The sequence below is a fragment of the Mycobacterium asiaticum genome (assembly GCF_001673365.1).
In the GTDB taxonomy this organism is placed as follows: domain Bacteria; phylum Actinomycetota; class Actinomycetes; order Mycobacteriales; family Mycobacteriaceae; genus Mycobacterium; species Mycobacterium asiaticum_A.
On the sequence record NZ_LZLS01000214.1, the window covers coordinates 75,130 to 94,926 of the forward strand.

The following is a 19,797-nucleotide window of genomic DNA, read 5'->3' on the forward strand; positions in this document are numbered from 1 at the left end:
ACAGACAGCCGACGCCGGTGCGCGCTCAGGCGCTGAACCGGTAGTCGTCGAGATCGAAACGCCTACTGCGCCAATAAGCTTCGACGGTGGTGGTCGGCCGCAGCGGGACGTCGCCGTTCTTGTCGAAGTAGTAGCTGTTGGCCAGTCGGCAACTGTCCTGCCAGAAGATCTGTCGGTGGCGTTTGCGCATCATCTCCGCGAAGTACCTGGTGTTGGCCTGCTCGGTCACCTCTACCCGCGTGGCGCCCTGGCGTTGTGCCCGTTTGAGGCACCGCACGATGTGATGCGTCTGCGTTTCGATCAGCGCGAAATACGACGACCCGACGTAGCCGTACGGACCGAACACGGTGAACATGTTTGGAAATCCGGGAACGCTGACCCCTTCGTAGGCCTGTAGGCGATGCTCGTCCCAGAACCTGCTCAAGGACCGGCCACCGCTGCCGGTGACGGCGTAGGTGGGCACGTTGTCGGTGTCCATCACCTTGAAGCCGGTGGCCAGGATGAGCACGTCGATGAGGTGGTGTTTGCCGTCGGTCGTAGCCACCGCGTCCGGGGTGATCTTGTCGATGGGTTCGGTCACCAGCCGGACGTTGTCGCGGTTGAACGTGGACAGGTAGGTGTTGTGGAAGCCGGGCCGCTTACAGCCCACGGCGTACTGCGGCGTGAGTTTCTCACGCACCTCGGGATCCTTCACCTGCTGGCGCAGGTAGCGCCGGCCCGCGCTCGCCATCCTCTTGGCCAGCGGGAACACCGTGAAGTACTGCGCCGAGATGGGGAACGTCAACTCGACGAACGCCTGGCTGAGCAGCCGCTGCAGCACGTTGCCGCCGGGAACCCGCATCGCCCAGCGAGCCGCCGCCGGCAACGGCACGTCGAACTTGGGGAAGCACCAGATCGGGGTGCGCTGAAAGACGGTGAGCTGGGCGACAATCGGCGCAATCTCCGGGATCACCTGGACGGCCGAGGCGCCGGTGCCGATGATCGCGACTCGCTTGCCGGTCAGGTCCTGGCTGTGGTCCCAACGCGCGGTATGCATGGTGACGCCGTCGAATGAGTCCACCCCGTCGATGTCGGGCGGTTTCGGCACGGTGAGCACGCCGCTGGCGCTGATGAGGAACCTGGCGGTGATTTCGCCGCCGGGATCTGTTTGCACGCGCCACCACCCGTGCTCGTCGTCGAACTCGGCGGAAATCACCTTGGTGTTGAACCGGATCCGCGACCGCAGACCGTACTTGTCGACGCAGTGTTCGGCATACGCCTTCAATTCGCCGCCGGGAGCATAGGTGCGGGACCAGTTCGGGCTCTGTTCGAAGGAGAACTGGTAGGAGAACGACGGGATGTCCACGGCAATACCGGGATAGGTGTTCCAGTGCCAGGTGCCACCGACGCCGTCGCCGGCTTCGACGATCAGGTAGTCGGACAGGCCGGCTTCGTCGAGCTTGATGGCACTGCCGATGCCGGAGAATCCGGCACCGACGATGACGACGTGATGATCGGGCGCGGTAGGCATGACGCAATTCCTTCTCAGGATGGTTTACCGCAGGATACTGCGCCGGCGTTTCAGCGCTGACCGCTCAACAGTCGTCACACAACGGTTTACGGATGCAGAGCCCTCTTCAGGGCCGTCAGCCCGCGATTCAACCCCTCGGCGGCCGCCGGCACCACCAACGCGAAGCTGGCATAGCCGTGCACCATAGTCGGCTCGTTGGACCACTCCACAACAACTCCGGCGGCCGTCAGCAATTCCGCGTAACGGGCGCCGTCGTCGCGCAGCGGGTCATGCTCGGCGGTGCCGATGAAAGCCGGCGGCAGGCCCGACAGCTCGCCGTTGCCGGGAGCCAGGTGGGCGGGCAGCGTGGTGTGGTCGCTGAGGTCGAGGTCCGGGATGTACCAGGCCAGGAACGCGTCTATCGCGTCCGCATCCAATATCGGGTCGGCGACATTCTGGGTGAACGACGGCAGCGAACGGTCACCGATGCAGGAGGGGTACCACAACAGTTGGAAGACCAGTTCCGGCCCACCGGCGTCACGGGCGCGCTGCGCCATCACCGCGGAGATATTGCCACCCGCCGAATCACCGGCTACGGCAAGGCGATTCGGGTCGCCACCTAACTCCGCGGCGTTTTCTCCGACCCAGCACAGGGCTGCCCAGCAGTCGTTGACGCCGGCCGGGAACGGGTGCTCGGGTGCCAGGCGGTAGTCCACTGACACCACAATGGCGTCGGCGCCGACGGCATGAGCGCGCGCAACGTGATCGTGGGTGTCCAAGCTGCCGAGAGCCCAACCGCCGCCGTGATAGAACACGACGACGGGCAGGTTGTCCTCTGCAACTCCGTTGCTGGTAGAAGGTGGCCAGTAGATCCGCACCGGGATGTCGGTGAGGTCGCCGTGACCTACCGTGCGTTCCTCGATACGCAGATCCGGCAGTAGTTCCGGGGGAGCCTTCAGTGCCGCCAATTTCTCGCGGGCGACCTCGACGCCATCCGCCGCGCAGAACGTCATCGGGACGGCATCGAGCAGCATCTTGAGCATCGGATCGATGCCCAATCGGGTACCGGTCGACTCCTCGGTCATGGCCTCACCGTACGCAGTTGGGTGGCTATTCGTGCAGCGCAACGCGCAGTGCGGCCAAACCGCGATCCATCGCCTGGGTGGCGGCGGGCACCACACCGGCGTACCCGACATACCCGTGCACCAAGGTCTCGGCGTTGTGCACCTCTACCGGGACGCCGGCAGCTGCCAGCAACTCCCCGTAGCGGATGCCGTCGTCGCGCAGCGGGTCGTGACCAGCGACTGCGATGTAGGCCGGAGGCAGCCCCGAAAAGTCCTTCGCCCGCCCCGGTGCCATGCCTACCGGCGGGTTGGACATGTCGACTTCGCCTGCGTACCAACGGGAGAAGTCGGCGATCGCTTTGGCATCGAGGATCTGCGCGCGGGCATTCTCGGTGAACGACGGCAGCGTCGCATCCCACATCGTGGACGGGTACCACAACAGCTGGAAGGTAATCGGTGGCCCGCCTTCAGCGCGGGCCCGCTGCGCGGTCACCGCCGAGATGGTGCCGCCGGCCGAGTCTCCAGCGACTGCTATGCGGGAGGTGTCGGCGCCGAGCTCTTCTGCGTGCTCGGCAACCCATCGCGTTGCCGCCCAGGCGTCCTCGACGGCGGCAGGGTAGGGATGCTCGGGTGCGAGTCGGTAGTCGACGGACACCACGATCGCGTCGGCGCCGACGGCGTGCTGGCGTGAAGTGCCGTCGTGGGTGTCCAGATCACCCGTCACGAATCCGCCGCCATGGAAGAACATCACCACCGGAGCCACGGATTCGGTTGGTGGCCAATAGATTCTGATAGGTATGGCACCGCCGGGACCGTCAATCGAGCGGTCTTCCACGCGCAGCTCGGGATGCAGCGGTCGGCGTGGCAGGTCGCGCAACCGCTGTCGCACCGCGTCGATGCCCTCGTCGGTGGATAGCCGAAACGGAACCGCATCCAGTACCTTCTGCAGGATGGGATCGACTCCGGGTTTCTCATCTGCGGTGTTGTCCAAACTGGGCATGGAGGTACCGTACGCATCCCGTCTGTTGGTCGGCGGTTGGGTGGCCGCCTGCTGGGCGGGAATGGCCTATGGCATTTATCTGACGGTAATTGCCCTGCGCATGCCGCCGGGCAGCGAACTCACCGGGCATTGGATCCTGCAGCCGCCGTTCAAGGCATCGATGGCGGTCCTGCTGGCCATCGCCGCGCTCGCGCATCCCATCGCGCGCGAACGGCGCTGGCTGGTGCCCGCGTTGCTGTTCTCGGCCGGCGGTGACTGGCTGCTGTCGATTCCGTGGTGGACGATGTCGTTCGTCCTTGGGTTGGGTTCATTCCTGCTGGCGCACATATGTTTTCTCGGCGCGCTACTCCCGCACGCCGCGCCCTCGCGGGGCCGTGTCGCGGCCTGCGTCGCGATGGTGCTGGCGACCGGTTCGATGTTGATCTGGTTTTGGCCGCATCTTTCCAACGACAAGGAAAATCTGACCATCCCGGTGACCGTCTACATCATCGTGCTCAGTGCAATGGTGTGCGCGGCCCTGCTGGCCCGCCTGCCCACCATCTGGACCGCGGTGGGGGCGGTGTGTTTCGCGGCCTCGGATTCCATGATCGCGATCAGCCGTTTCATCCTGGGCAACGAGGCGCTGGCGGTACCGATCTGGTGGTCGTATGCCGCCGCGGAAATCCTGATCACGGCCGGGTTCTTCTTCGGCAGGCAAGATCGGGCCGCTGAGAGCTGACTGTCGGTAGCCTCAGCTACGGTGGACCCACTTTGACAAGAAAGACTGTGGGCAACAACGCATCTCGCGCATCCGACCGTGCGTCAGCCCGCACCTCTTCGGAGGTCGAACCGATCGCGCGGGTGTTGCCGATGCTGTCGGTGCCGCACCTGGATCGTGAGTTCGACTATCTGGTGACACCGGAGCAGTCCGACGACGCCCAGCCGGGGGTGCGGGTGCGGGTGCGGTTCCACGGCCGGCTGGTCGACGCCTTTGTGCTGGAACGGCGCAACGACACCGATCACCAGGGCAAGCTCGGCTGGCTCGATCGCGTCGTCTCGGCCGAACCGGTGCTGACTCCGGAGATCCGCAGGCTGGTCGAAGCCGTCGCCGCCCGCTACGCCGGAACCCGACCGGACGTATTGCGGCTCGCTGTGCCGGCCCGGCACGCCCGAGTGGAGAAGGAACCCACCGCCCTGGCGGCGTTACCGGTCGTGGCGCCGGTGGATCTGGCCGGATGGGAGGTATACAGCCGCGGTGGGCAATTCCTGACCGCGCTGGCCGAGTCGCGTGCCGCCCGTGCGGTATGGCAGGTGCTGCCGGGGGAGCAGTGGGCCGAGCGGTTCGCGGAGGCGGCCGCGCAAACGGTCGCGACCGGACGCTCGGCGCTGGCGATCGTGCCTGATCAGCGCGATCTCGACGCGCTGCACCAAGCGACCGTCGGCCGAATCGACGAGCACTGTGTGGTCGCACTCTCGGCCGGGTTGGGTCCTGCCGCGCGTTATCGGCGGTGGCTGGCCGCACTGCGGGGCAGTGCACGCGTGGTGATCGGCACCCGCAGCGCGGGGTTCGCGCCGGTCGCGGATCTGGGTCTGGTGCTGGTGTGGTCCGATGCCGATGACAGCCTCGCCGAACCGCGGGCGCCCTATCCGCACGCCCGGGAGGTGGCGATGCTGCGGGCGCACCAGGCGCGCTGCGCGGCGCTCATCGGCGGTTACTCGCGCACCGCCGAGGCTCAGGCGCTGATCAGCAGCGGGTGGGCCCACGACATCGTCGCGCCCCGCCCGGTGGTGCGTGCCCGCACACCGCGGGTGGTTGCGCTTGACGACACCGGCTACGCCGACGAACGCGACCCGGCAGCACGTACCGCGCGGCTACCTTCGATCGCACTGCGCACCGCCCGATCGGCATTGGAGGCCGGAGCGCCGGTGCTGGTGCAGGTGCCGCGACGGGGATACGTGCCGTCGCTGGCCTGCGGACGTTGCCGGACCATCGCCCGATGCCGGCACTGCACGGGCCCGTTGGCGCTGGTCGAGCGAGGCGGGGGCGCGGCATGCCGCTGGTGTGGCCGGGTGGACCCGGCGCTGCGGTGTGCCCGCTGCGGTTCCGATTCTGTGCGTGCCGTGATCGTCGGGGCCCGACGCACCGCCGAAGAGTTGGGGCGCGCATTCCCCGGGACTCCGGTGGTGACCTCGGCCGGTGATGCGATCGTCGCGGAGGTTGCGGCCCGACCGGCGCTGGTTGTTGCCACTCCCGGCGCCGAGCCGAGCGCTGCGGGTGGGTACGGGGCGGCGCTGTTGCTGGATACCTGGGCGTTGCTGGGACGGCAGGACCTACGCGCGGCCGAGGACGCGCTGTGGCGCTGGATGAGCGCGGCCGCGCTGGTGCGATCACGAGGCGCGGACGGCCTGGGCGGCACAGTCACTATCGTCGCCGAATCTTCCCTTCCCACAGTGCAATCGCTGATCCGCTGGGATCCGGTCGGGCACGCCGGTAGCGAGCTCGCCGCGCGGGCCGAAGTCGGGTTGCCACCGAGCGTGCATATCGCTGCCCTCGACGGCACTGCGGATGCTGTTGCGGCGCTGCTCGAGGAGGCGCGGCTACCCGAGGGTGCGGAGCTGCTCGGGCCGGTGGATCTGCCCGCGGGCGCGCGCCGCCCGGCGGGCATAGCCGGGGACGTCGCTGTTACCCGCATGCTGGTGCGGGTCGCCCGGGCAGATGGCCTGCAATTGGCGGCGGCGTTACGCGGCGCGGTCGGCGTGCTCAGCGCGCGCCAGACACACGAGCCGGTCCGGGTGCAGATCGACCCGCTGCATATCGGCTAGAGGCCTACGCTTTCGAGCCCGGCTGTCCGGGCTGGCCATACAACGTTCCGCCGGTGCCGCCGCTGCCGGGTGTGACTTTAGAGTTTCCGCCGTTTCCGCCGTTGCCAATGTACTGGGCGTTGCCGCCATTGCCACCAGTGTTGCCGACGCCTTGGGCAACACTTGACCCACCGGCACCGCCGTTTCCGATAATTCCGGCCATGCCTCCGTTACCGCCGTGGGACTTACCGCCGCCGAACACGAGTTGAGACCCACCGGCGCCACCGTCACCCCAGAAGCTGCCGCCAGATCCTCCGTTGCCGCCGGTTCCTTGAGCTGTGGAGGCATTGCCGCCTGCGCCGCCGGTGCCGAACCACCCGGCGTCGCCGCCCTTGCCGCCAACACCTAGGGCAGGCAACACAAAGGACCCACCGCTCGCGCTCCCACCGGCACCGCCGGCGCCCCACAACATCCCGCCGGTGCCGCCGGCGCCACCGTGCGCGCCAACATTGGCGAACGCTGCACCGCCGCCACCGCCAACGCCGAACAGCCCGGCGTTGCCGCCGGTACCGCCCGTTGCGCCGGCGTTGCCTGTGCCGGTGTTGCCACCGTTCGCGGCGGTGCCTAAGAACAGCCCGGCGTTACCGCCATTGCCGCCGCCGCCGGCTGTCGTATCGGCGTTACCGCCGACCCCGCCCGCACCGCCGTTGCCAGTGAACAAGCCCGCATTACCGCCGGCTCCGCCGCCACCGCCGTTACCTCCGCTGGTCAGGGCTGTGGTGGCTTTTCCGCCGTTCCCGCCCGCGCCGCCGTCCCCGAAGATCCCGGCGCTGCCGCCCGCGCCGCCGGAACCAGCATTGGCCAGGTTGTTGGCAAGATTGCCCCCGGTTGAGTCCCCGCCCGCGCCTCCGAACCCGCCTGGGCCGATCAGCCACGATCGGCCGCCGGCGCCGCCGTTGCCCGCTTCCAGACCGGGCGCCGATGTGGTCCCGCCGGTCCCGCCCGCGCCGCCCGCGCCGTACAGCCAACCGCCGGCACCGCCGGCGCCACCGTTAGTGCCGGCCGCGGTGAGCCCGCCGGCCGCACCCGCGCCGCCGGCTCCGCCGTTGCCGATCAGTCCGGCGTCTCCGCCGTTACCGGCAAGTCCTCCGGCCGTTGTGGGGGAATAGCCGTTGCCGCCGTTGCCGGACAGCAGTCCGCCTGCACCGCCGTTCGGGCTGGTCGCGGTACCGTCGGCGCCGTTGCCTATCAGCGGGCGACCCAGCAACGCCTGGGTGGGCGCGTTAATCAGCCCGAGCACATCGTCTTGCACCGTCTGAGCGGCGTTGGCAGCTTCGGCGCTCGCGTAAGAGTTTGCGCCGCCGAGCAGAATTCGCACGAACCGGTCGTGAAATTCCGCAGCCTGAGCGCTCAGCGCCTGGTAGCTCTGGCCGTGCAAACCGAACAACGCCGCTATGGCAGCCGAAACCTCGTCGGCGCCGGCTGCGGCAACGGCGGTCGTCTGGCTGGCGATTGCGGTGCTGGCTTCGTTGATCGCTGTGCCGATCCCAGAGAGGTTCCGGCCGCGCTCATAACTGATTCAGGGTTAGCGATAACGTAAGACATCGGTTTCTCCTAGCATCCCGGTGCTGGATCGGATCGTAGCGCCACGGGCAGAGTTCGACTCGCGATTGGAAGAATGACGCGCTGAGAACGGGCCGAAGCCAAGGATGCGATGCCTAGAACAAGATGCCTAGGACAATATGTCTGTCAGAAACTGTAAATGCCGGGGGCTGTTACACTTTCTGATCTAGCTGCCGAGCGAAAAAGGGGGCGTAGATGGCACCAGAAAGTACGACGGCGGCCGATGAATCGTTGGACATGATCACCGATGCGTTGCTCACCGCGTCTCGTTTGTTGATCGCCATCTCCGCTCACTCCATTGGCCAGGTTGACGACAGCATAACCATTCCGCAATTTCGGACATTGGTAATCCTGTCGAATCGAGGCCCGATCAATCTCGCGACGCTGGCGACTCTGTTGGGAGTGCAACCGTCGGCAACCGGACGCATGGTCGACCGGCTGGTCGGGGCCGGACTGATCGATCGCCTGCCGCATCCGACGTCCCGGCGCGAGCTGCTTGCCGCGTTGACCAAGCGTGGCCGCGAGGTGGTCGCGAAGGTCATGGCAAACCGGCGGATAGAAATCGCCCGTATCGTCGGGCAAATGCCGGCGGCCGAACGTCAAGGGCTGGTCCGTGCGCTCACGGCGTTCACCGCCGCCGGCGGTGAGCCCGACGCACAGGTCGATGTCGACGAGATCTAGGCGCCGGGCTCTCGTCGTCACCGCTTATCGGCGGTGAGCAGCAGGTACTCCCACTCCATCACGCCGTCGATCAGGTATTCACCCGCGAGTTCGACCAGCTGCGTGTCGAGTTCGGCAGCCAAAACCTGGTTGGCACCGATGTTTTCGTAAGCCTCGATCGTCGGCCCGTAATTGTTCTTGAAGTAGTCGTGGACAGCTTGGGCGGTGTCGAACCGGGTCACGGACAGCAGCCCGCGGGACGCATCGACGCGGGTGACGCGTTCGCCGAGCAGCCCGCCGATGTAATTCTCGCGCCCCCACAGCGCCGACGGCGGCAGGGACGCTGACAGGCTCGGCCGGTAGGGCCGGATGGCGGCCAGCATGCGGCCGAAGAATCCTTCGTGCGTCCAACTGATTAGCCCGATTGTTCCGCCGGGCCGGCACACCCGGACCAACTCGTCGGCCGCGAGTTGGTGCTCGGGGGCGAACATCACGCCGATCGCGGAGATCACCGTGTCGAACGTGTTGTCGCCAAACGGAAGTGCTTGAGCGTTGGCTTCCAGGTAGCTCAGCTTCAGATTTTCTTCGGCTGCGCGGGCCTGGGAACGTTCCAACAATTCCGGGGTGAGGTCCGTCGAGACGACGGTGGCGCCGGTCCTGGCGGCCGGAAGAGAGATATTGCCCGATCCGGCCGCAACATCGAGCACCCGAACGCCCGGTCCAATTCCGGCGGCAGCGACCAGAATCGGGCCGAGCGGGGCCATTACCTCTTCGGCCATGAGGGCGTAATCGCCCAGGGCCCACATCGCCCGATGTGTGGCCGCCAGCGTGCAGTCCTGGATGGGTGTGCCGATTGTCATCGAATCTCCTTCACGGTAAGGGCAAACCATATACTCAGGACACAGTATGCATAGTCAACGTTATAGTTGGCTGTGAGTCTGGGAGCCTCACCGTCCAGTGAGTAGGTGTTCCTAGACTGTGCCGGTGCGCCTCGTCTTCGCCGGCACCCCCGAACCCGCGCTTCCTTCGTTGCGCCGCCTGTTGGACTCATCGCGCCACGACGTCGTCGCGGTGCTGACCCGGCCCGACGCGGCCGCAGGTCGGCGAGGCAAGCCGGAGCCGTCGCCGGTGGCGCGCGAGGCGCTCGACCGCGGCATTGCGGTGCTGCGACCCGCCAAGCCGAACTCACCGCAGTTCGTCGCGGAACTGGCCGAGCTGGCGCCGGACTGCTGTGCGGTGGTGGCCTACGGAGCGCTGCTGGGCGACGGGTTGCTCGCGGTTCCGCAGCACGGCTGGATCAACCTGCATTTCTCGTTACTGCCGGCCTGGCGTGGTGCGGCGCCGGTGCAGGCCGCCATCGCTGCCGGCGACACCATCACCGGAGCCACCACTTTTCAAATCGAACCCAGCCTGGACTCTGGCCCGGTCTACGGTGTCGTCACCGAGACCATCCGGCCCACCGACACCGCGGGCGATTTGCTTGAACGGCTTGCGGTTTCGGGCGCGGCACTGTTGTCGACCACATTGGACGGCATCGCCGACCAAGTTCTCACGCCGCGACCGCAACCGGCCGACGGCATCAGCCTGGCCCCGAAGATCACCGTCGAACAGGCCCGGGTGCGGTGGGACCTCCCGGCACAGGTGATAGAGCGGCGGATCCGCGCGGTCACCCCGAACCCCGGCGCCTGGACGCTGATCGGCGATCTGCGCGTCAAACTCGGTCCGGTACACCTCGGCGATGAAGAGGCGCCAAAGTCGGTGCCGCCCGGTGGCATTCACGTTGCCCGTAACAGTGTGTGGATTGGCACCGCGTCAAAGCCGTTGCGGCTGGGGCAGATTCAGCCGCCCGGCAAGAAGCTCATGAATGCCGCCGACTGGGCCCGCGGCGCTCGGCTCGACCCCGCGATACGGGCGTCATGAGTCAGGACAAGCCCTACCGCAAGCGTCCCGACCGCAAACCGCAGCGAACACCCCAGCGGGGCCAGAAGCCGCAGACCCGGCCGCGCCGCAAGCCGCTCGATCCCGCACGCCGGGCGGCATTCGACGCGTTGCGGGCGGTCAGTGAGCGAAACGCCTACGCAAACCTGGTGCTGCCGGCTCTGCTGCGCGAGCGTGGCATCACCGGCCGCGATGCGGCATTCGCCACCGAGTTGACCTACGGGACTTGCCGAACCCAAGGACTGCTGGACGCAGTCATCGGCGCGGCCGCGGGACGTGCGCCGGACACCATCAATCCGATACTGCTGGAGTTGCTGCGCCTGGGCGCCTACCAATTGCTGCGCACCCGAGTCGACGCACACGCCGCGGTGTCCACCACCGTCGACCAGGCCGGAATCGAATTCGATTCGGCGCGAGCAGGTTTCGTCAACGGTGTGCTTCGCACGATCGCCGGCCGGGACGAAAAGTCCTGGGTCGAAGAACTGGCCCCACGTAACGACCCGGTGGGGCACGCGGCGTTCGTGCATGCCCACCCGCGCTGGATCGCCCAGTCCTTCGCCGACGCGCTGGGAGCATCGGCCGGAGAACTCGAAGCCGCGCTGGCCAGCGACGACGAACGGCCACAAGTACACCTGGCGGCCCGGCCCGGAGTGCTTAGCGCCGCCGAACTGGCCGACGCCGTAGGGGGCACCGTCGGTCGTTATTCGCCCTACGCGGTCTACCTGCCCGGCGGCGACCCGGGCCAACTCGCGCCGGTCCGCGCCGGTCAGGCGCTGGTTCAGGACGAGGGCAGTCAGCTGGTTGCGCGGGCGCTGACGTTAGCCCCGGTCGACGGCGACGCCGGGCGGTGGCTGGACCTGTGCGCCGGGCCGGGCGGCAAGACCGCGTTGCTGGCCGCGATCGGTGCGCAGTCCGGGGCCAGCGTGACCGCCGTCGAGCCATCGGAGCATCGCGCGGAGCTGGTCGCCGAGAACACCAGCGGGCTGCCGGTCGAGATCGTGCGGGTGGACGGGCGGGAGTCGGGCCTGCAGCCGGGCTTCGACCGGGTGCTTGTCGACGCGCCGTGCACCGGGCTGGGGGCGCTGCGACGACGGCCGGAGGCGCGCTGGCGACGTCAGCCGTCCGACGTTCCCACGCTGGCCAAGCTGCAGCGCGAGTTGCTGGCCGCCGCGATCGCGCTGACCCGCCCGGGCGGGGTGGTGTTGTATGCGACCTGCTCACCGCATCTGGCCGAGACGGTCGGTGTGGTCGCCGACGCGCTGCGCCGTCACCCGGTCGAGGCACTTGATACCCGGCCGTTCTTCGAGCCTGTCGATCTCGGGGGTGGTCCCTACGTGCAGCTATGGCCGCATCGACACGGCACCGACGCTATGTTCGCGGCCGCGCTGCGCCGCCAGTAAGGTGTCGCTCATGTCTGGTACGGGGGGTCCCCTGATCGCGCCATCGATCCTGGCAGCCGACTTCGCGCGGCTGGCCGACGATGCAGCCGCGGTGCGCGGTGCCGACTGGTTGCACGTCGACGTGATGGACAACCACTTCGTGCCGAACCTGACCATCGGGCTGCCGGTGGTGGAGAGCCTGCTGGCCAGCACCGATATTCCGATGGACTGCCATCTGATGATCGAGAACCCCGACCGTTGGGCACCGCCCTACGCCGAGGCCGGGGCCTACAACGTCACCTTCCACGCCGAGGCCACCGACAACCCGGTGGGAGTGGCTCGCGACATCCGCGCGGCGGGTTCTAAAGCAGGCATCAGCGTTAAACCGGGGACGCCGCTGGAGCCGTATTTGGAGATACTGCCCCAGTTCGACACCCTGCTGATCATGTCCGTCGAACCGGGCTTCGGTGGCCAGAGCTTCATTCCGGAGGTGCTGAGCAAGGTGCGGACTGCGCGCAAGCTGATCGATGCGGGGGACCTGAAGATCCTCGTCGAGATCGACGGTGGCATCAACGAGGACACGATCGAACAGGCCGCCGAGGCCGGCGTCGACTGCTTCGTCGCCGGGTCCGCGGTCTACGGTGCGCAGGACCCAGCCGCAGCGGTGGAGGCGCTGCGCCGACAAGCCGGCGCGGCTTCACCTCATTTCGGGCCTCATTCTGGGCCGGTGAGCGGCTCGTGACCGGCGCCAATCTCCCCGAGCAGGTCAAAAGCATCGACGAGGCGATGCGCCTGGCCATCGAGCACTCCTACCAGGTCAAGGGCACTACCTATCCGAACCCGCCGGTCGGGGCGGTCATCGTGGACCAGGAGGGGCGGGTCGTCGGTGTCGGCGCCACCCAGCCCGCCGGCGGAGATCACGCCGAGGTCATCGCGCTGCGCCGCGCAGGTGGTTTGGCCGCCGGTGGGATCGCCGTGGTCACCATGGAGCCGTGCAACCACTTCGGTAAGACCCCGCCCTGCGTCAACGCCCTGATCGAAGCCCGGGTAGGGACGGTGATCTACGGCGTCGCCGACCCCAACGGAATCGCCGGCGGCGGCGCGGGCCGTCTTACGGCAGCAGGCGTACAAGTGCGCTCGGGCATCATGGCCGATCAGGTCGCGGCCGGCCCGCTACGGGAATGGCTGTTCAAACAGCGCACCGGCTATCCGCACGTGACGTGGAAGTACGCCACCAGCATCGACGGTCGCAGCGCCGCCGCCGACGGTTCCAGTCAATGGATTTCCAGCGAGGCCGCCCGGGCCGACCTGCACCGCCGTCGTGCGATCGCCGACGCGATCGTGGTCGGCACCGGCACCGTCCTCGCCGACAACCCGACCCTGACCGCCCGGCTGCCGGACGGCGCACTTGCCCCGCAGCAGCCGTTGCGGGTGGTGGTGGGCAAGCGCGAAGTCCCGCCGGAAGCCAATGTGCTCAACGACGATTCGCGAACCATGGTGATCCGCACCCACGAACCGGTCGAAGTCCTGCGTGCGCTGGCGGACCGCACCGACGTGCTGCTGGAAGGTGGCCCGACCCTGGCCGGCGCCTTCCTGCGGGCCGGTGCGATCAACCGGATCCTGGCCTATGTCGCGCCGATCCTGTTGGGCGGCCCGGTGACTGCCGTCGACGACGTCGGTGTGTCCAGCATGGCGCACGCGCTGCGCTGGCAGTTCGACAGCGTCGAGCAGGTGGGACCGGACCTGCTGCTTAGCCTGGTTGCTCGGTAGAAACCGCTTCCGCCTCTTCCGGGGGGCGCGCAGGCTCGAGCTGGTCGGCGGGTTCCGGTTCGTCGACGTGAAAGTCACGACCGGGCAGCAACAGACCCAGTAGGGCACCCACCACGCAAATGACCACCGTCACCATGAAAATCCCGCCGTACATCTGAGCAAAGGCGTGGATGGACTGAGCTCCCTCCGCGGCGGCCCCAGCCTCCGTCGAGCCGCCCCCTCTTGAACTTTCCGGCATCGAGCTTTTGATCTGGTGGAACCGATACCAGCCCCAGGCGCTCAGGGCAGCCATACCGATCAACATGCCGGTCATCCGCGCTACCACCACCAATGCAGAGGCGATGCCGTGCTGGGCTGCGGGGACGACCCGCAGGGTGGCCGAAGACAACGGGCCGATCACCAGGCCGAGCCCGATACCGGCGACCACCAGGTCGGTATGCATGGCGGGCAGAGAGAACAGTCCGAAGATGCTGTGCTGGGAGGTGGGCAGGTCGCCTCGCCAGTGGGAGATCAGCACATAGCCTCCCGCTGCGATGAGGAGACCGACGAATGTCACGATCCGGTCGCCTATCCGGGTCGCGATCCATCCGCCTACTACCGCTCCGGTTGGCAGCGCGACGAGGAACCACAGCAGCATGCCGGCCGCTGCGACTTGGTCCTTGCCCAGCACGCCCTGGCCGAACAACTCCACGTTGACCAACGTCACCATCAGTGCCGCGCCGGCGCAGACCGATGAGCCCAGCGCAGCCAAGAAGGGCAGGAAGCGCACACCTCTCGGTTCGATCAGTCGGGTACGGGCGAAGATTTCCCACACGACGAACAGCGCGGCAGTGACCAACGCGCCGATTATCAACGGCAGGCCATAGCTCGGGAGCGCCTGTTCGCTGTTGGGTTTCGGGTTGTACAACCCGATCACCGCCAAGGCCAAAGCCAGGGCGAGGAGCAGACCGCCGACCACGTCGACGCGTTGGCGCTCGATCCGCCGGTCGTGCGCGGGAAGACTGAAGTGAATCATCACCATGGCGATCACGCTCAACGGGACGTTGATCCAGAACACGTCGCGCCAGTCGCGCAGTAGCCAGACGATGAAGATGCCATACAGCGGGCCCAGCACGCTGCCGAGCTCCTGCGCGGCACCGATTCCACCGAGCACTCCGGCACGGTTGCGCTGTGACCACAAATCTGCGGCGAGCGCCAGAGTGACCGGCAGTAGGGCACCACTGGCGATGCCCTGAATGGTGCGGCCGACGATCAGAACCTGGAAAGCCCGGTTCGGGTCAGCGAAGGAGACGATGTAGTCGCCGACATCGAAGGTCAATTTGCCGATGTCCACAGCCAGCGCGGTGAGCACCGAGCCGATCATGAACAGCGCCAGACTGCATTGCAGGATGAACTTGCGGCCGAACCGGTCCGAAGCCCGGCCCAGCAGCGGCATCGCGGCGATGTAACCCAGCAGGTACATCGTGACGATCCAGGTGATGCGCTGCAGCTGGTTCAACGGGATGCCGACACTGTTCATGATGTCGCGCATGATGGTGATCACGACATAGGTGTCCAGCGCGCCCAGCAGTACCGCCAGGCTGCCCGCGCTGATCGCGACTCGACGTCCTGCACGCATGCTCATCATTTCTCCGTCGGCTTGGTGACCTGGACCTGCTGGCCCCAGTTCGACAGGGTCATCTGCACTGAGTTGCCCTCGCCCCGTTCCAGCTTGGCCTGCACCAGCTGATGTTCACCGTTTTCTTGTATCCAGATGGTGGCCGGCACGGGCTCGCTGGCGCTGAACGGCGGCGCGATCGCGTTCACCGCCTGGGCGCTGACCTTCCCGCTGATCCGAATGGCAGGTTGGCCGTTGATGTTGTCCCGCCCTTCGGCTTTGGCGTCGGAAAAGTTCGCCAGCACGTTGGCTAGGCCCTTGTCCTGACTCAAAATTTGCGATGGATCGTAGACGTCGGAAGCCTTGCCGAATGAGGACCAGTTGTCGGGGCCGAGGGCCGCGTACAGGGTGCCTTCGAACACCACGAAGTCGGCATCGATCTCAGATCCGGCGAAGATGAGCTTGACGTTTCCCTTGGCCGCCGTGGGCTCGGTGTTCAGGTCGCCGGTCAGCGATTTGATGGACAAACCCGGGATTTTTCCGTTCACGGTGAGCACGATGTGTGCGCTCTTGACGCCCTTGGTGATTTCGGTGGACTGCTTGAGCAGCGTGTTCGCGTCCGGCAGATTCCCGCCTTTTGCCTTCTTCGTGATCGTGCACCCGGCGACAAGCATGACTGCGACGCTTAGTGCGGCAAGGACGGCTAAGAGTCGTCGGGGGGTCTGCATACGTTGCATCGTAGAGGGTTGCCCGAAGCCGACCCGGGAGCCAGGCGGGTGCGGGGGCGTGCCAATACTCATTAACCTGGTGCGATGTTCACCGGAATTGTTGAGGAACTGGGAGAGGTGACCGGCCGGGACGCGCTCACCGACGCAGCGCGACTGGTCATCCGCGGGCCGATCGTCACCTCCGACGCCGGCCACGGCGACTCGATCGCCGTCAACGGGGTGTGCCTCACCGTGGTGGACGTCCTGGCCGACGGCCAGTTCAGCGCCGACGTGATGGCCGAGACGCTGAACCGTTCCAATCTGGGCGAGCTGCGGCCCGGCAGCCGGGTGAACCTGGAACGCGCCGCGGCCGTCAACAGCCGGCTGGGCGGGCACATCGTGCAGGGGCACGTGGACGGCACCGGCGAGATTGTGGCCCGCACCCCCTCGGAGCATTGGGAGGTGGTGCGGGTGAAGATGCCGGCGGCGGTGGCGCGTTATGTCGTCGAAAAGGGTTCCATCACCGTCGACGGGATCTCGTTGACCGTCTCGGGCCTGGGCGCCGAGTCATTCGACTGGTTCGAGGTCTCGCTGATTCCAACCACGCGCGAGCTGACCACCTTGGGTTCGGCCCCGGTCGGCACCCAGGTGAACCTCGAGGTTGACGTGATCGCGAAGTACGTCGAGCGGCTTTTGCAAAGCAGCTAGAGCGCCCTCTTTTGAGCGCGTGTCTTGAGCGCGTGCCGAACCACCCTGCCGAAATTCGCCGGTGAAAATCGCCGTGCGGTTCGGCTCGCGAGAAGGTGGTTCATACTGAATGCAACAGCAGCCAGGTAAGGAACACAACGATGACGAGGTTGGACTCCGTCGAACGGGCGGTTGCCGACATTGCGGCGGGCAAAGCCGTTGTCGTCATCGACGACGAGGAACGCGAGAACGAAGGCGACCTGATATTCGCCGCGGAGAAGGCCACCCCGGAGTTGGTGGCGTTCATGGTCCGCTACACCTCGGGATATTTGTGTGTGCCGCTGGCCGGCGAAGTTTGCGACCGGCTGGGACTGTTGCCGATGTACGCGGTGAACCAAGACAAGCACGGCACCGCCTACACCGTCACCGTCGATGCGAGAAACGGTGTGGGAACCGGGATTTCGGCCTCTGACCGGGCGACCACGATGCGGCTGCTGGCCGATCCGGCAAGTATCGCCCAGGATTTCACCCGCCCCGGTCACGTGGTGCCGTTGCGGGCCAAGGACGGTGGCGTGCTGCGGCGTCCCGGACACACCGAAGCCGCCGTCGACCTGGCCCGGATGGCCGGACTGCAGCCCGCGGGCGCGATCTGCGAGATCGTCAGCCAAAAAGACGAAGGCTCGATGGCGCAGACCGACGAGTTGCGGGTATTCGCCGACGAGCATGGGCTCGCGCTGATCACCATCGCCGACTTGATTGAGTGGCGCCGCAAGCACGAAAAGCACATCCAACGAATCGCCGAGGCCAGGATTCCCACCCGGCACGGCGAGTTCCGCGCGATCGGATACGCCAGCATCTACGAGGACGTCGAACACGTCGCGCTGGTCCGGGGCGACATCGCCGGCCCGACCGCCGACGGTGACGACGTGCTGGTGCGGGTGCACTCGGAATGCCTCACCGGTGACGTATTCGGCTCCCGGCGCTGCGATTGCGGACCACAGTTGGATGCCGCGATGGCCATGGTCGCCCGGGAGGGGCGCGGTGTGGTGCTCTACATGCGTGGACACGAGGGCCGCGGCATCGGTCTGATGCACAAACTGCAGGCCTATCAGTTGCAGGACGCCGGCGAAGACACCGTGGACGCCAATCTCAAACTCGGATTGCCCGCGGACGCAAGGGATTACGGCATCGGCGCGCAGATCCTGGTCGATCTCGGAGTGCGTTCGATGCGGCTGCTGACTAATAACCCGGCCAAGCGGGTCGGTTTGGACGGATATGGATTGCACATCATCGAACGGGTGCCGCTGCCGGTGCGTGCCAACGCCGAAAACATCCGCTACCTGATGACCAAACGCGACAAGATGGGCCACGACCTGGCCGGCCTGGACGACTTTCATGACGCGGGCCATCTCCCCGGCGAATTCGGTGGTGCTCTGTGAGTTCCGAGAGCGACGTGAAGGTTCGGCGCGAATGAGCGGAGCCGCCGGAGTGCCGGAAATCCCGGTACTCGACGCTTCGGGGGTCAAGCTGGGCATCGTCGCCAGCACCTGGCACAGCACGATCTGCGATGCGCTGCTGGCCGGTGCCCGCAAAGTGGCCGCCGAATCCGGCATCGAGCACCCGACCGTGGTCCGCGTGCTCGGCGCGATCGAGATCCCGGTCGTCGCACAGGAACTGGCTCGCAACCATGATGCCGTCGTCGCACTCGGTGTCGTAATACGCGGTGAGACACCGCATTTCGATTATGTATGCGATGCGGTAACCCAAGGGCTGACCCGCGTTTCGCTGGACGCTTCGACACCTGTTGCCAACGGCGTGCTGACCACCAACACCGAGGCGCAGGCGCTCGATCGGGCCGGACTTCCGTCGTCAGCCGAGGACAAGGGCGCCCAGGCGGCCGCGGCCGCGGTGTCCACCGCACTGACCCTGCGCGACCTGCGGGCCCAATCATGACGGCCGAGACCGACCCGCAGTGGGACCTGGTGTGCCGTCCGCACTGGACGCCGATATTCGCGTACGGCGCGGCGGTGGTGATCTTGCTGGCGCACACCGCTGTGGGCCTGGTGCTCAAGATCAAATCGAGCGGGGTGGTGTTCCAGACGGCCGACCAGGTGGCGTTCGTCGTGCTGGGCGTGGTGCTGGCGGGTGTGGTGTTGCTGTTGACCCGATCGCGGCTGCGCGTTGGTGCGGCCGGGATTTCGGTGCGTAATGTGTTGAACGACAAGCTGATTCCGTGGTCTGCGGTGGTCGACGTGTCGTTTCCGGCGGGTAGCCGCTGGGCGCGGATCGACCTGCCCGACGACGAGTACGTTCCGGTGCTGGCGATCCAGGCCGTCGACAAAGAACGCGCGGTCGACGCGATGGATGCGGTTCGGGAACAGCTGGCCCGATACCGACCGGACCTGCACGCCCGCTGATGAGAGGGCTTACCCAAGCAGCGGCTGCCGTGACGCTGCTGATACTGGCCGCGTGTTCGACGTCGGTGCCGGGCCAGGCGGTGCGGGCACCCGATGCGACGTCGGGGACCTCGGCCACGGGCAAGCCGCTGCTGCAGGCCCGCGACCTGCTGCTACAGACCGGCGAGTCGACACCGTACGGACCCGCGTGGGCCACGGAGGTGGGTGCCAACTATTTCACCAGTGCCCGACCGGCCGAATGCACGGCGGCGGTGTTGTTCAAAGATTCGCCGCTACGCCCGGCCCACCCGGCCAACTACGCCGAGTCGGCTTACAGTTCGACGGGCACGGGGATGTACGCCGAGTCGATCGGCGTCTACGACCGCACCTTGAATGCACATGACGTGGTGTGGAAGGGCTTCGGTGAAGTCTCGAAATGCCAGGGTGATGTCACCGCCGTGAGTCCGCAGGGCGACTTCGGCCCGCTGCGACTGAGTGCCTTCGCCACCCCGTCAGACGGTGTGCTGGTCTGGACTATGACGCGCCCGGACTGGACCTGCGACTACGGTCTGGCCGTGGTAGCGCAGGCGGCGCTGATGATGTCGGCCTGTGACGGCAAGGCCGGGTTTCCGATGGCCGAGTGGGCGGCTAAACGGCGGGCTCAAATCGACACTCGGGCCTGATCCCGGATCACCCGGGTCGCCCA

The 19,797-nt window shown here is 66.8% G+C and carries 18 protein-coding genes and 1 pseudogene; 12 read left to right on the forward strand and 7 right to left on the reverse strand.

Features of this window, described 5'->3' with window-relative positions; genetic code table 11:
- Positions 1-25: 25 nt before the first annotated feature.
- From A5634_RS25425 to A5634_RS25435, 3 genes are all read right to left on the reverse strand, one after another.
- On the reverse strand, positions 26-1,510 hold the full coding sequence (locus A5634_RS25425) for a flavin-containing monooxygenase (RefSeq protein WP_065146794.1): 1,485 nt from the start codon (positions 1,508-1,510) through the stop codon (positions 26-28).
- An 86-nt stretch (positions 1,511-1,596) separates the two neighbouring features.
- Complete coding sequence (locus A5634_RS25430; RefSeq protein ID WP_065146795.1) at positions 1,597-2,574, reverse strand: alpha/beta hydrolase; 978 nt, start codon at positions 2,572-2,574, stop codon at positions 1,597-1,599.
- Positions 2,575-2,599: 25 nt separating this feature from the next.
- A complete protein-coding gene (locus A5634_RS25435) occupies positions 2,600-3,553 on the reverse strand; it encodes an alpha/beta hydrolase (protein ID WP_065146796.1) in 954 nt (317 codons plus the stop codon).
- Between A5634_RS25435 and A5634_RS25440 the strand changes: the two genes are divergently transcribed.
- Together A5634_RS25440 and A5634_RS25445 are read left to right on the forward strand one after the other, a co-directional pair.
- Positions 3,552-4,271 carry a lysoplasmalogenase gene (locus A5634_RS25440; RefSeq protein WP_065146797.1) on the forward strand — a complete coding sequence of 240 codons (720 nt, stop codon included), beginning with the start codon at positions 3,552-3,554 and terminating at the stop codon, positions 4,269-4,271. The two genes, A5634_RS25435 and A5634_RS25440, sit on opposite strands and share 2 nt — an antisense overlap.
- Before the next feature lie 131 nt (positions 4,272-4,402).
- Positions 4,403-6,355, forward strand: coding sequence for a primosomal protein N' (locus tag A5634_RS25445; RefSeq protein ID WP_065146827.1), 1,953 nt, complete (start codon positions 4,403-4,405; stop codon positions 6,353-6,355).
- Between the two features lie 4 nt (positions 6,356-6,359).
- On the opposite strand, the pseudogene A5634_RS30060 reads toward A5634_RS25445, so the two are convergent.
- Positions 6,360-7,939, reverse strand: a pseudogene (locus tag A5634_RS30060) (PE family protein).
- Between the two features lie 213 nt (positions 7,940-8,152).
- Here A5634_RS30060 and A5634_RS25455 point away from each other — a divergent pair.
- A complete protein-coding gene (locus A5634_RS25455; protein ID WP_065146799.1) occupies positions 8,153-8,638 on the forward strand; it encodes a MarR family transcriptional regulator in 486 nt (161 codons plus the stop codon).
- Between the two features lie 17 nt (positions 8,639-8,655).
- Here A5634_RS25455 and A5634_RS25460 read toward each other — a convergent pair whose 3' ends face one another.
- Positions 8,656-9,477, reverse strand: a complete 822-nt coding sequence (locus tag A5634_RS25460; RefSeq protein ID WP_065146800.1) for a class I SAM-dependent methyltransferase — start codon at positions 9,475-9,477, stop codon at positions 8,656-8,658.
- A 124-nt stretch (positions 9,478-9,601) separates the two neighbouring features.
- Between A5634_RS25460 and fmt the strand changes: the two genes are divergently transcribed.
- Genes fmt through ribD form a run of 4 tightly spaced genes read left to right on the forward strand, consistent with a single transcriptional unit; the run spans position 9,602 to position 13,704 of the window.
- The gene (gene fmt / locus A5634_RS25465) at positions 9,602-10,537 is read left to right on the forward strand and encodes a methionyl-tRNA formyltransferase (RefSeq protein WP_065146828.1); all 936 of its coding nucleotides are present in this window, start codon (positions 9,602-9,604) and stop codon (positions 10,535-10,537) included.
- Entirely contained in the window at positions 10,534-11,955 is a 1,422-nt protein-coding gene (locus A5634_RS25470) for an RsmB/NOP family class I SAM-dependent RNA methyltransferase (protein WP_065146801.1), read from the forward strand. Before fmt ends, A5634_RS25470 begins: the two co-directional genes overlap by 4 nt.
- Position 11,956: 1 nt before the next feature.
- Positions 11,957-12,676 carry a ribulose-phosphate 3-epimerase gene (gene rpe / locus A5634_RS25475; protein ID WP_155769730.1) on the forward strand — a complete coding sequence of 240 codons (720 nt, stop codon included), beginning with the start codon at positions 11,957-11,959 and terminating at the stop codon, positions 12,674-12,676.
- A 44-nt stretch (positions 12,677-12,720) separates the two neighbouring features.
- A complete protein-coding gene (ribD, locus tag A5634_RS25480) occupies positions 12,721-13,704 on the forward strand; it encodes a bifunctional diaminohydroxyphosphoribosylaminopyrimidine deaminase/5-amino-6-(5-phosphoribosylamino)uracil reductase RibD (RefSeq protein WP_065146830.1) in 984 nt (327 codons plus the stop codon).
- Here the strand turns inward: ribD and A5634_RS25485 are convergent.
- Together A5634_RS25485 and A5634_RS25490 are read right to left on the reverse strand one after the other, a co-directional pair.
- Complete coding sequence (locus A5634_RS25485) at positions 13,685-15,322, reverse strand: MFS transporter (RefSeq protein WP_155769733.1); 1,638 nt, start codon at positions 15,320-15,322, stop codon at positions 13,685-13,687. The two genes, ribD and A5634_RS25485, sit on opposite strands and share 20 nt — an antisense overlap.
- A gap of 5 nt (positions 15,323-15,327) precedes the next feature.
- A complete protein-coding gene (locus A5634_RS25490; protein WP_301337130.1) occupies positions 15,328-16,038 on the reverse strand; it encodes an LppX_LprAFG lipoprotein in 711 nt (236 codons plus the stop codon).
- Positions 16,039-16,113: 75 nt separating this feature from the next.
- Here A5634_RS25490 and A5634_RS25495 point away from each other — a divergent pair, with 75 nt between their 5' ends.
- From A5634_RS25495 to A5634_RS25515, 5 genes are all read left to right on the forward strand, one after another.
- Positions 16,114-16,716 (forward strand): riboflavin synthase, encoded by a 603-nt coding sequence (locus A5634_RS25495; RefSeq protein ID WP_065146804.1) that lies wholly within the window; start codon positions 16,114-16,116, stop codon positions 16,714-16,716.
- A gap of 140 nt (positions 16,717-16,856) precedes the next feature.
- Complete coding sequence (locus tag A5634_RS25500) at positions 16,857-18,134, forward strand: bifunctional 3,4-dihydroxy-2-butanone-4-phosphate synthase/GTP cyclohydrolase II (RefSeq protein WP_065146805.1); 1,278 nt, start codon at positions 16,857-16,859, stop codon at positions 18,132-18,134.
- Between the two features lie 31 nt (positions 18,135-18,165).
- Positions 18,166-18,648, forward strand: a complete 483-nt coding sequence (ribH, locus tag A5634_RS25505) for a 6,7-dimethyl-8-ribityllumazine synthase (RefSeq protein ID WP_065146806.1) — start codon at positions 18,166-18,168, stop codon at positions 18,646-18,648.
- Positions 18,645-19,112 carry a PH domain-containing protein gene (locus A5634_RS25510; protein WP_065146807.1) on the forward strand — a complete coding sequence of 156 codons (468 nt, stop codon included), beginning with the start codon at positions 18,645-18,647 and terminating at the stop codon, positions 19,110-19,112. Before ribH ends, A5634_RS25510 begins: the two co-directional genes overlap by 4 nt.
- Positions 19,112-19,774 (forward strand): sensor domain-containing protein, encoded by a 663-nt coding sequence (locus A5634_RS25515; RefSeq protein ID WP_065146808.1) that lies wholly within the window; start codon positions 19,112-19,114, stop codon positions 19,772-19,774. The genes A5634_RS25510 and A5634_RS25515 overlap by 1 nt, the downstream gene beginning before the upstream one ends.
- The last annotated feature ends 23 nt before the right edge of the window (positions 19,775-19,797 follow it).

Bases quoted from the DNA above. Each gene is read 5' to 3' on its own strand.
- A5634_RS25425 (WP_065146794.1), bottom strand. From the start codon at position 1,510: ATGCCTACCGCGCCCGATCATCACGTCGTCATCGTCGGTGCCGGATTC.
- A5634_RS25430 (WP_065146795.1), bottom strand. From the start codon at position 2,574: ATGACCGAGGAGTCGACCGGTACCCGATTGGGCATCGATCCGATGCTC.
- A5634_RS25440 (WP_065146797.1), top strand. From the start codon at position 3,552: ATGGAGGTACCGTACGCATCCCGTCTGTTGGTCGGCGGTTGGGTGGCC.
- A5634_RS25435 (WP_065146796.1), bottom strand. From the start codon at position 3,553: ATGCCCAGTTTGGACAACACCGCAGATGAGAAACCCGGAGTCGATCCC.
- A5634_RS25445 (WP_065146827.1), top strand. From the start codon at position 4,403: ATGCTGTCGGTGCCGCACCTGGATCGTGAGTTCGACTATCTGGTGACA.
- A5634_RS25455 (WP_065146799.1), top strand. From the start codon at position 8,153: ATGGCACCAGAAAGTACGACGGCGGCCGATGAATCGTTGGACATGATC.
- A5634_RS25460 (WP_065146800.1), bottom strand. From the start codon at position 9,477: ATGACAATCGGCACACCCATCCAGGACTGCACGCTGGCGGCCACACAT.
- A5634_RS25470 (WP_065146801.1), top strand. From the start codon at position 10,534: ATGAGTCAGGACAAGCCCTACCGCAAGCGTCCCGACCGCAAACCGCAG.
- ribD (WP_065146830.1), top strand. From the start codon at position 12,721: ATGCGCCTGGCCATCGAGCACTCCTACCAGGTCAAGGGCACTACCTAT.
- A5634_RS25485 (WP_155769733.1), bottom strand. From the start codon at position 15,322: ATGCGTGCAGGACGTCGAGTCGCGATCAGCGCGGGCAGCCTGGCGGTA.
- A5634_RS25490 (WP_301337130.1), bottom strand. From the start codon at position 16,038: ATGCAACGTATGCAGACCCCCCGACGACTCTTAGCCGTCCTTGCCGCA.
- A5634_RS25495 (WP_065146804.1), top strand. From the start codon at position 16,114: ATGTTCACCGGAATTGTTGAGGAACTGGGAGAGGTGACCGGCCGGGAC.
- A5634_RS25500 (WP_065146805.1), top strand. From the start codon at position 16,857: ATGACGAGGTTGGACTCCGTCGAACGGGCGGTTGCCGACATTGCGGCG.
- ribH (WP_065146806.1), top strand. From the start codon at position 18,166: ATGAGCGGAGCCGCCGGAGTGCCGGAAATCCCGGTACTCGACGCTTCG.
- A5634_RS25510 (WP_065146807.1), top strand. From the start codon at position 18,645: ATGACGGCCGAGACCGACCCGCAGTGGGACCTGGTGTGCCGTCCGCAC.
- A5634_RS25515 (WP_065146808.1), top strand. From the start codon at position 19,112: ATGAGAGGGCTTACCCAAGCAGCGGCTGCCGTGACGCTGCTGATACTG.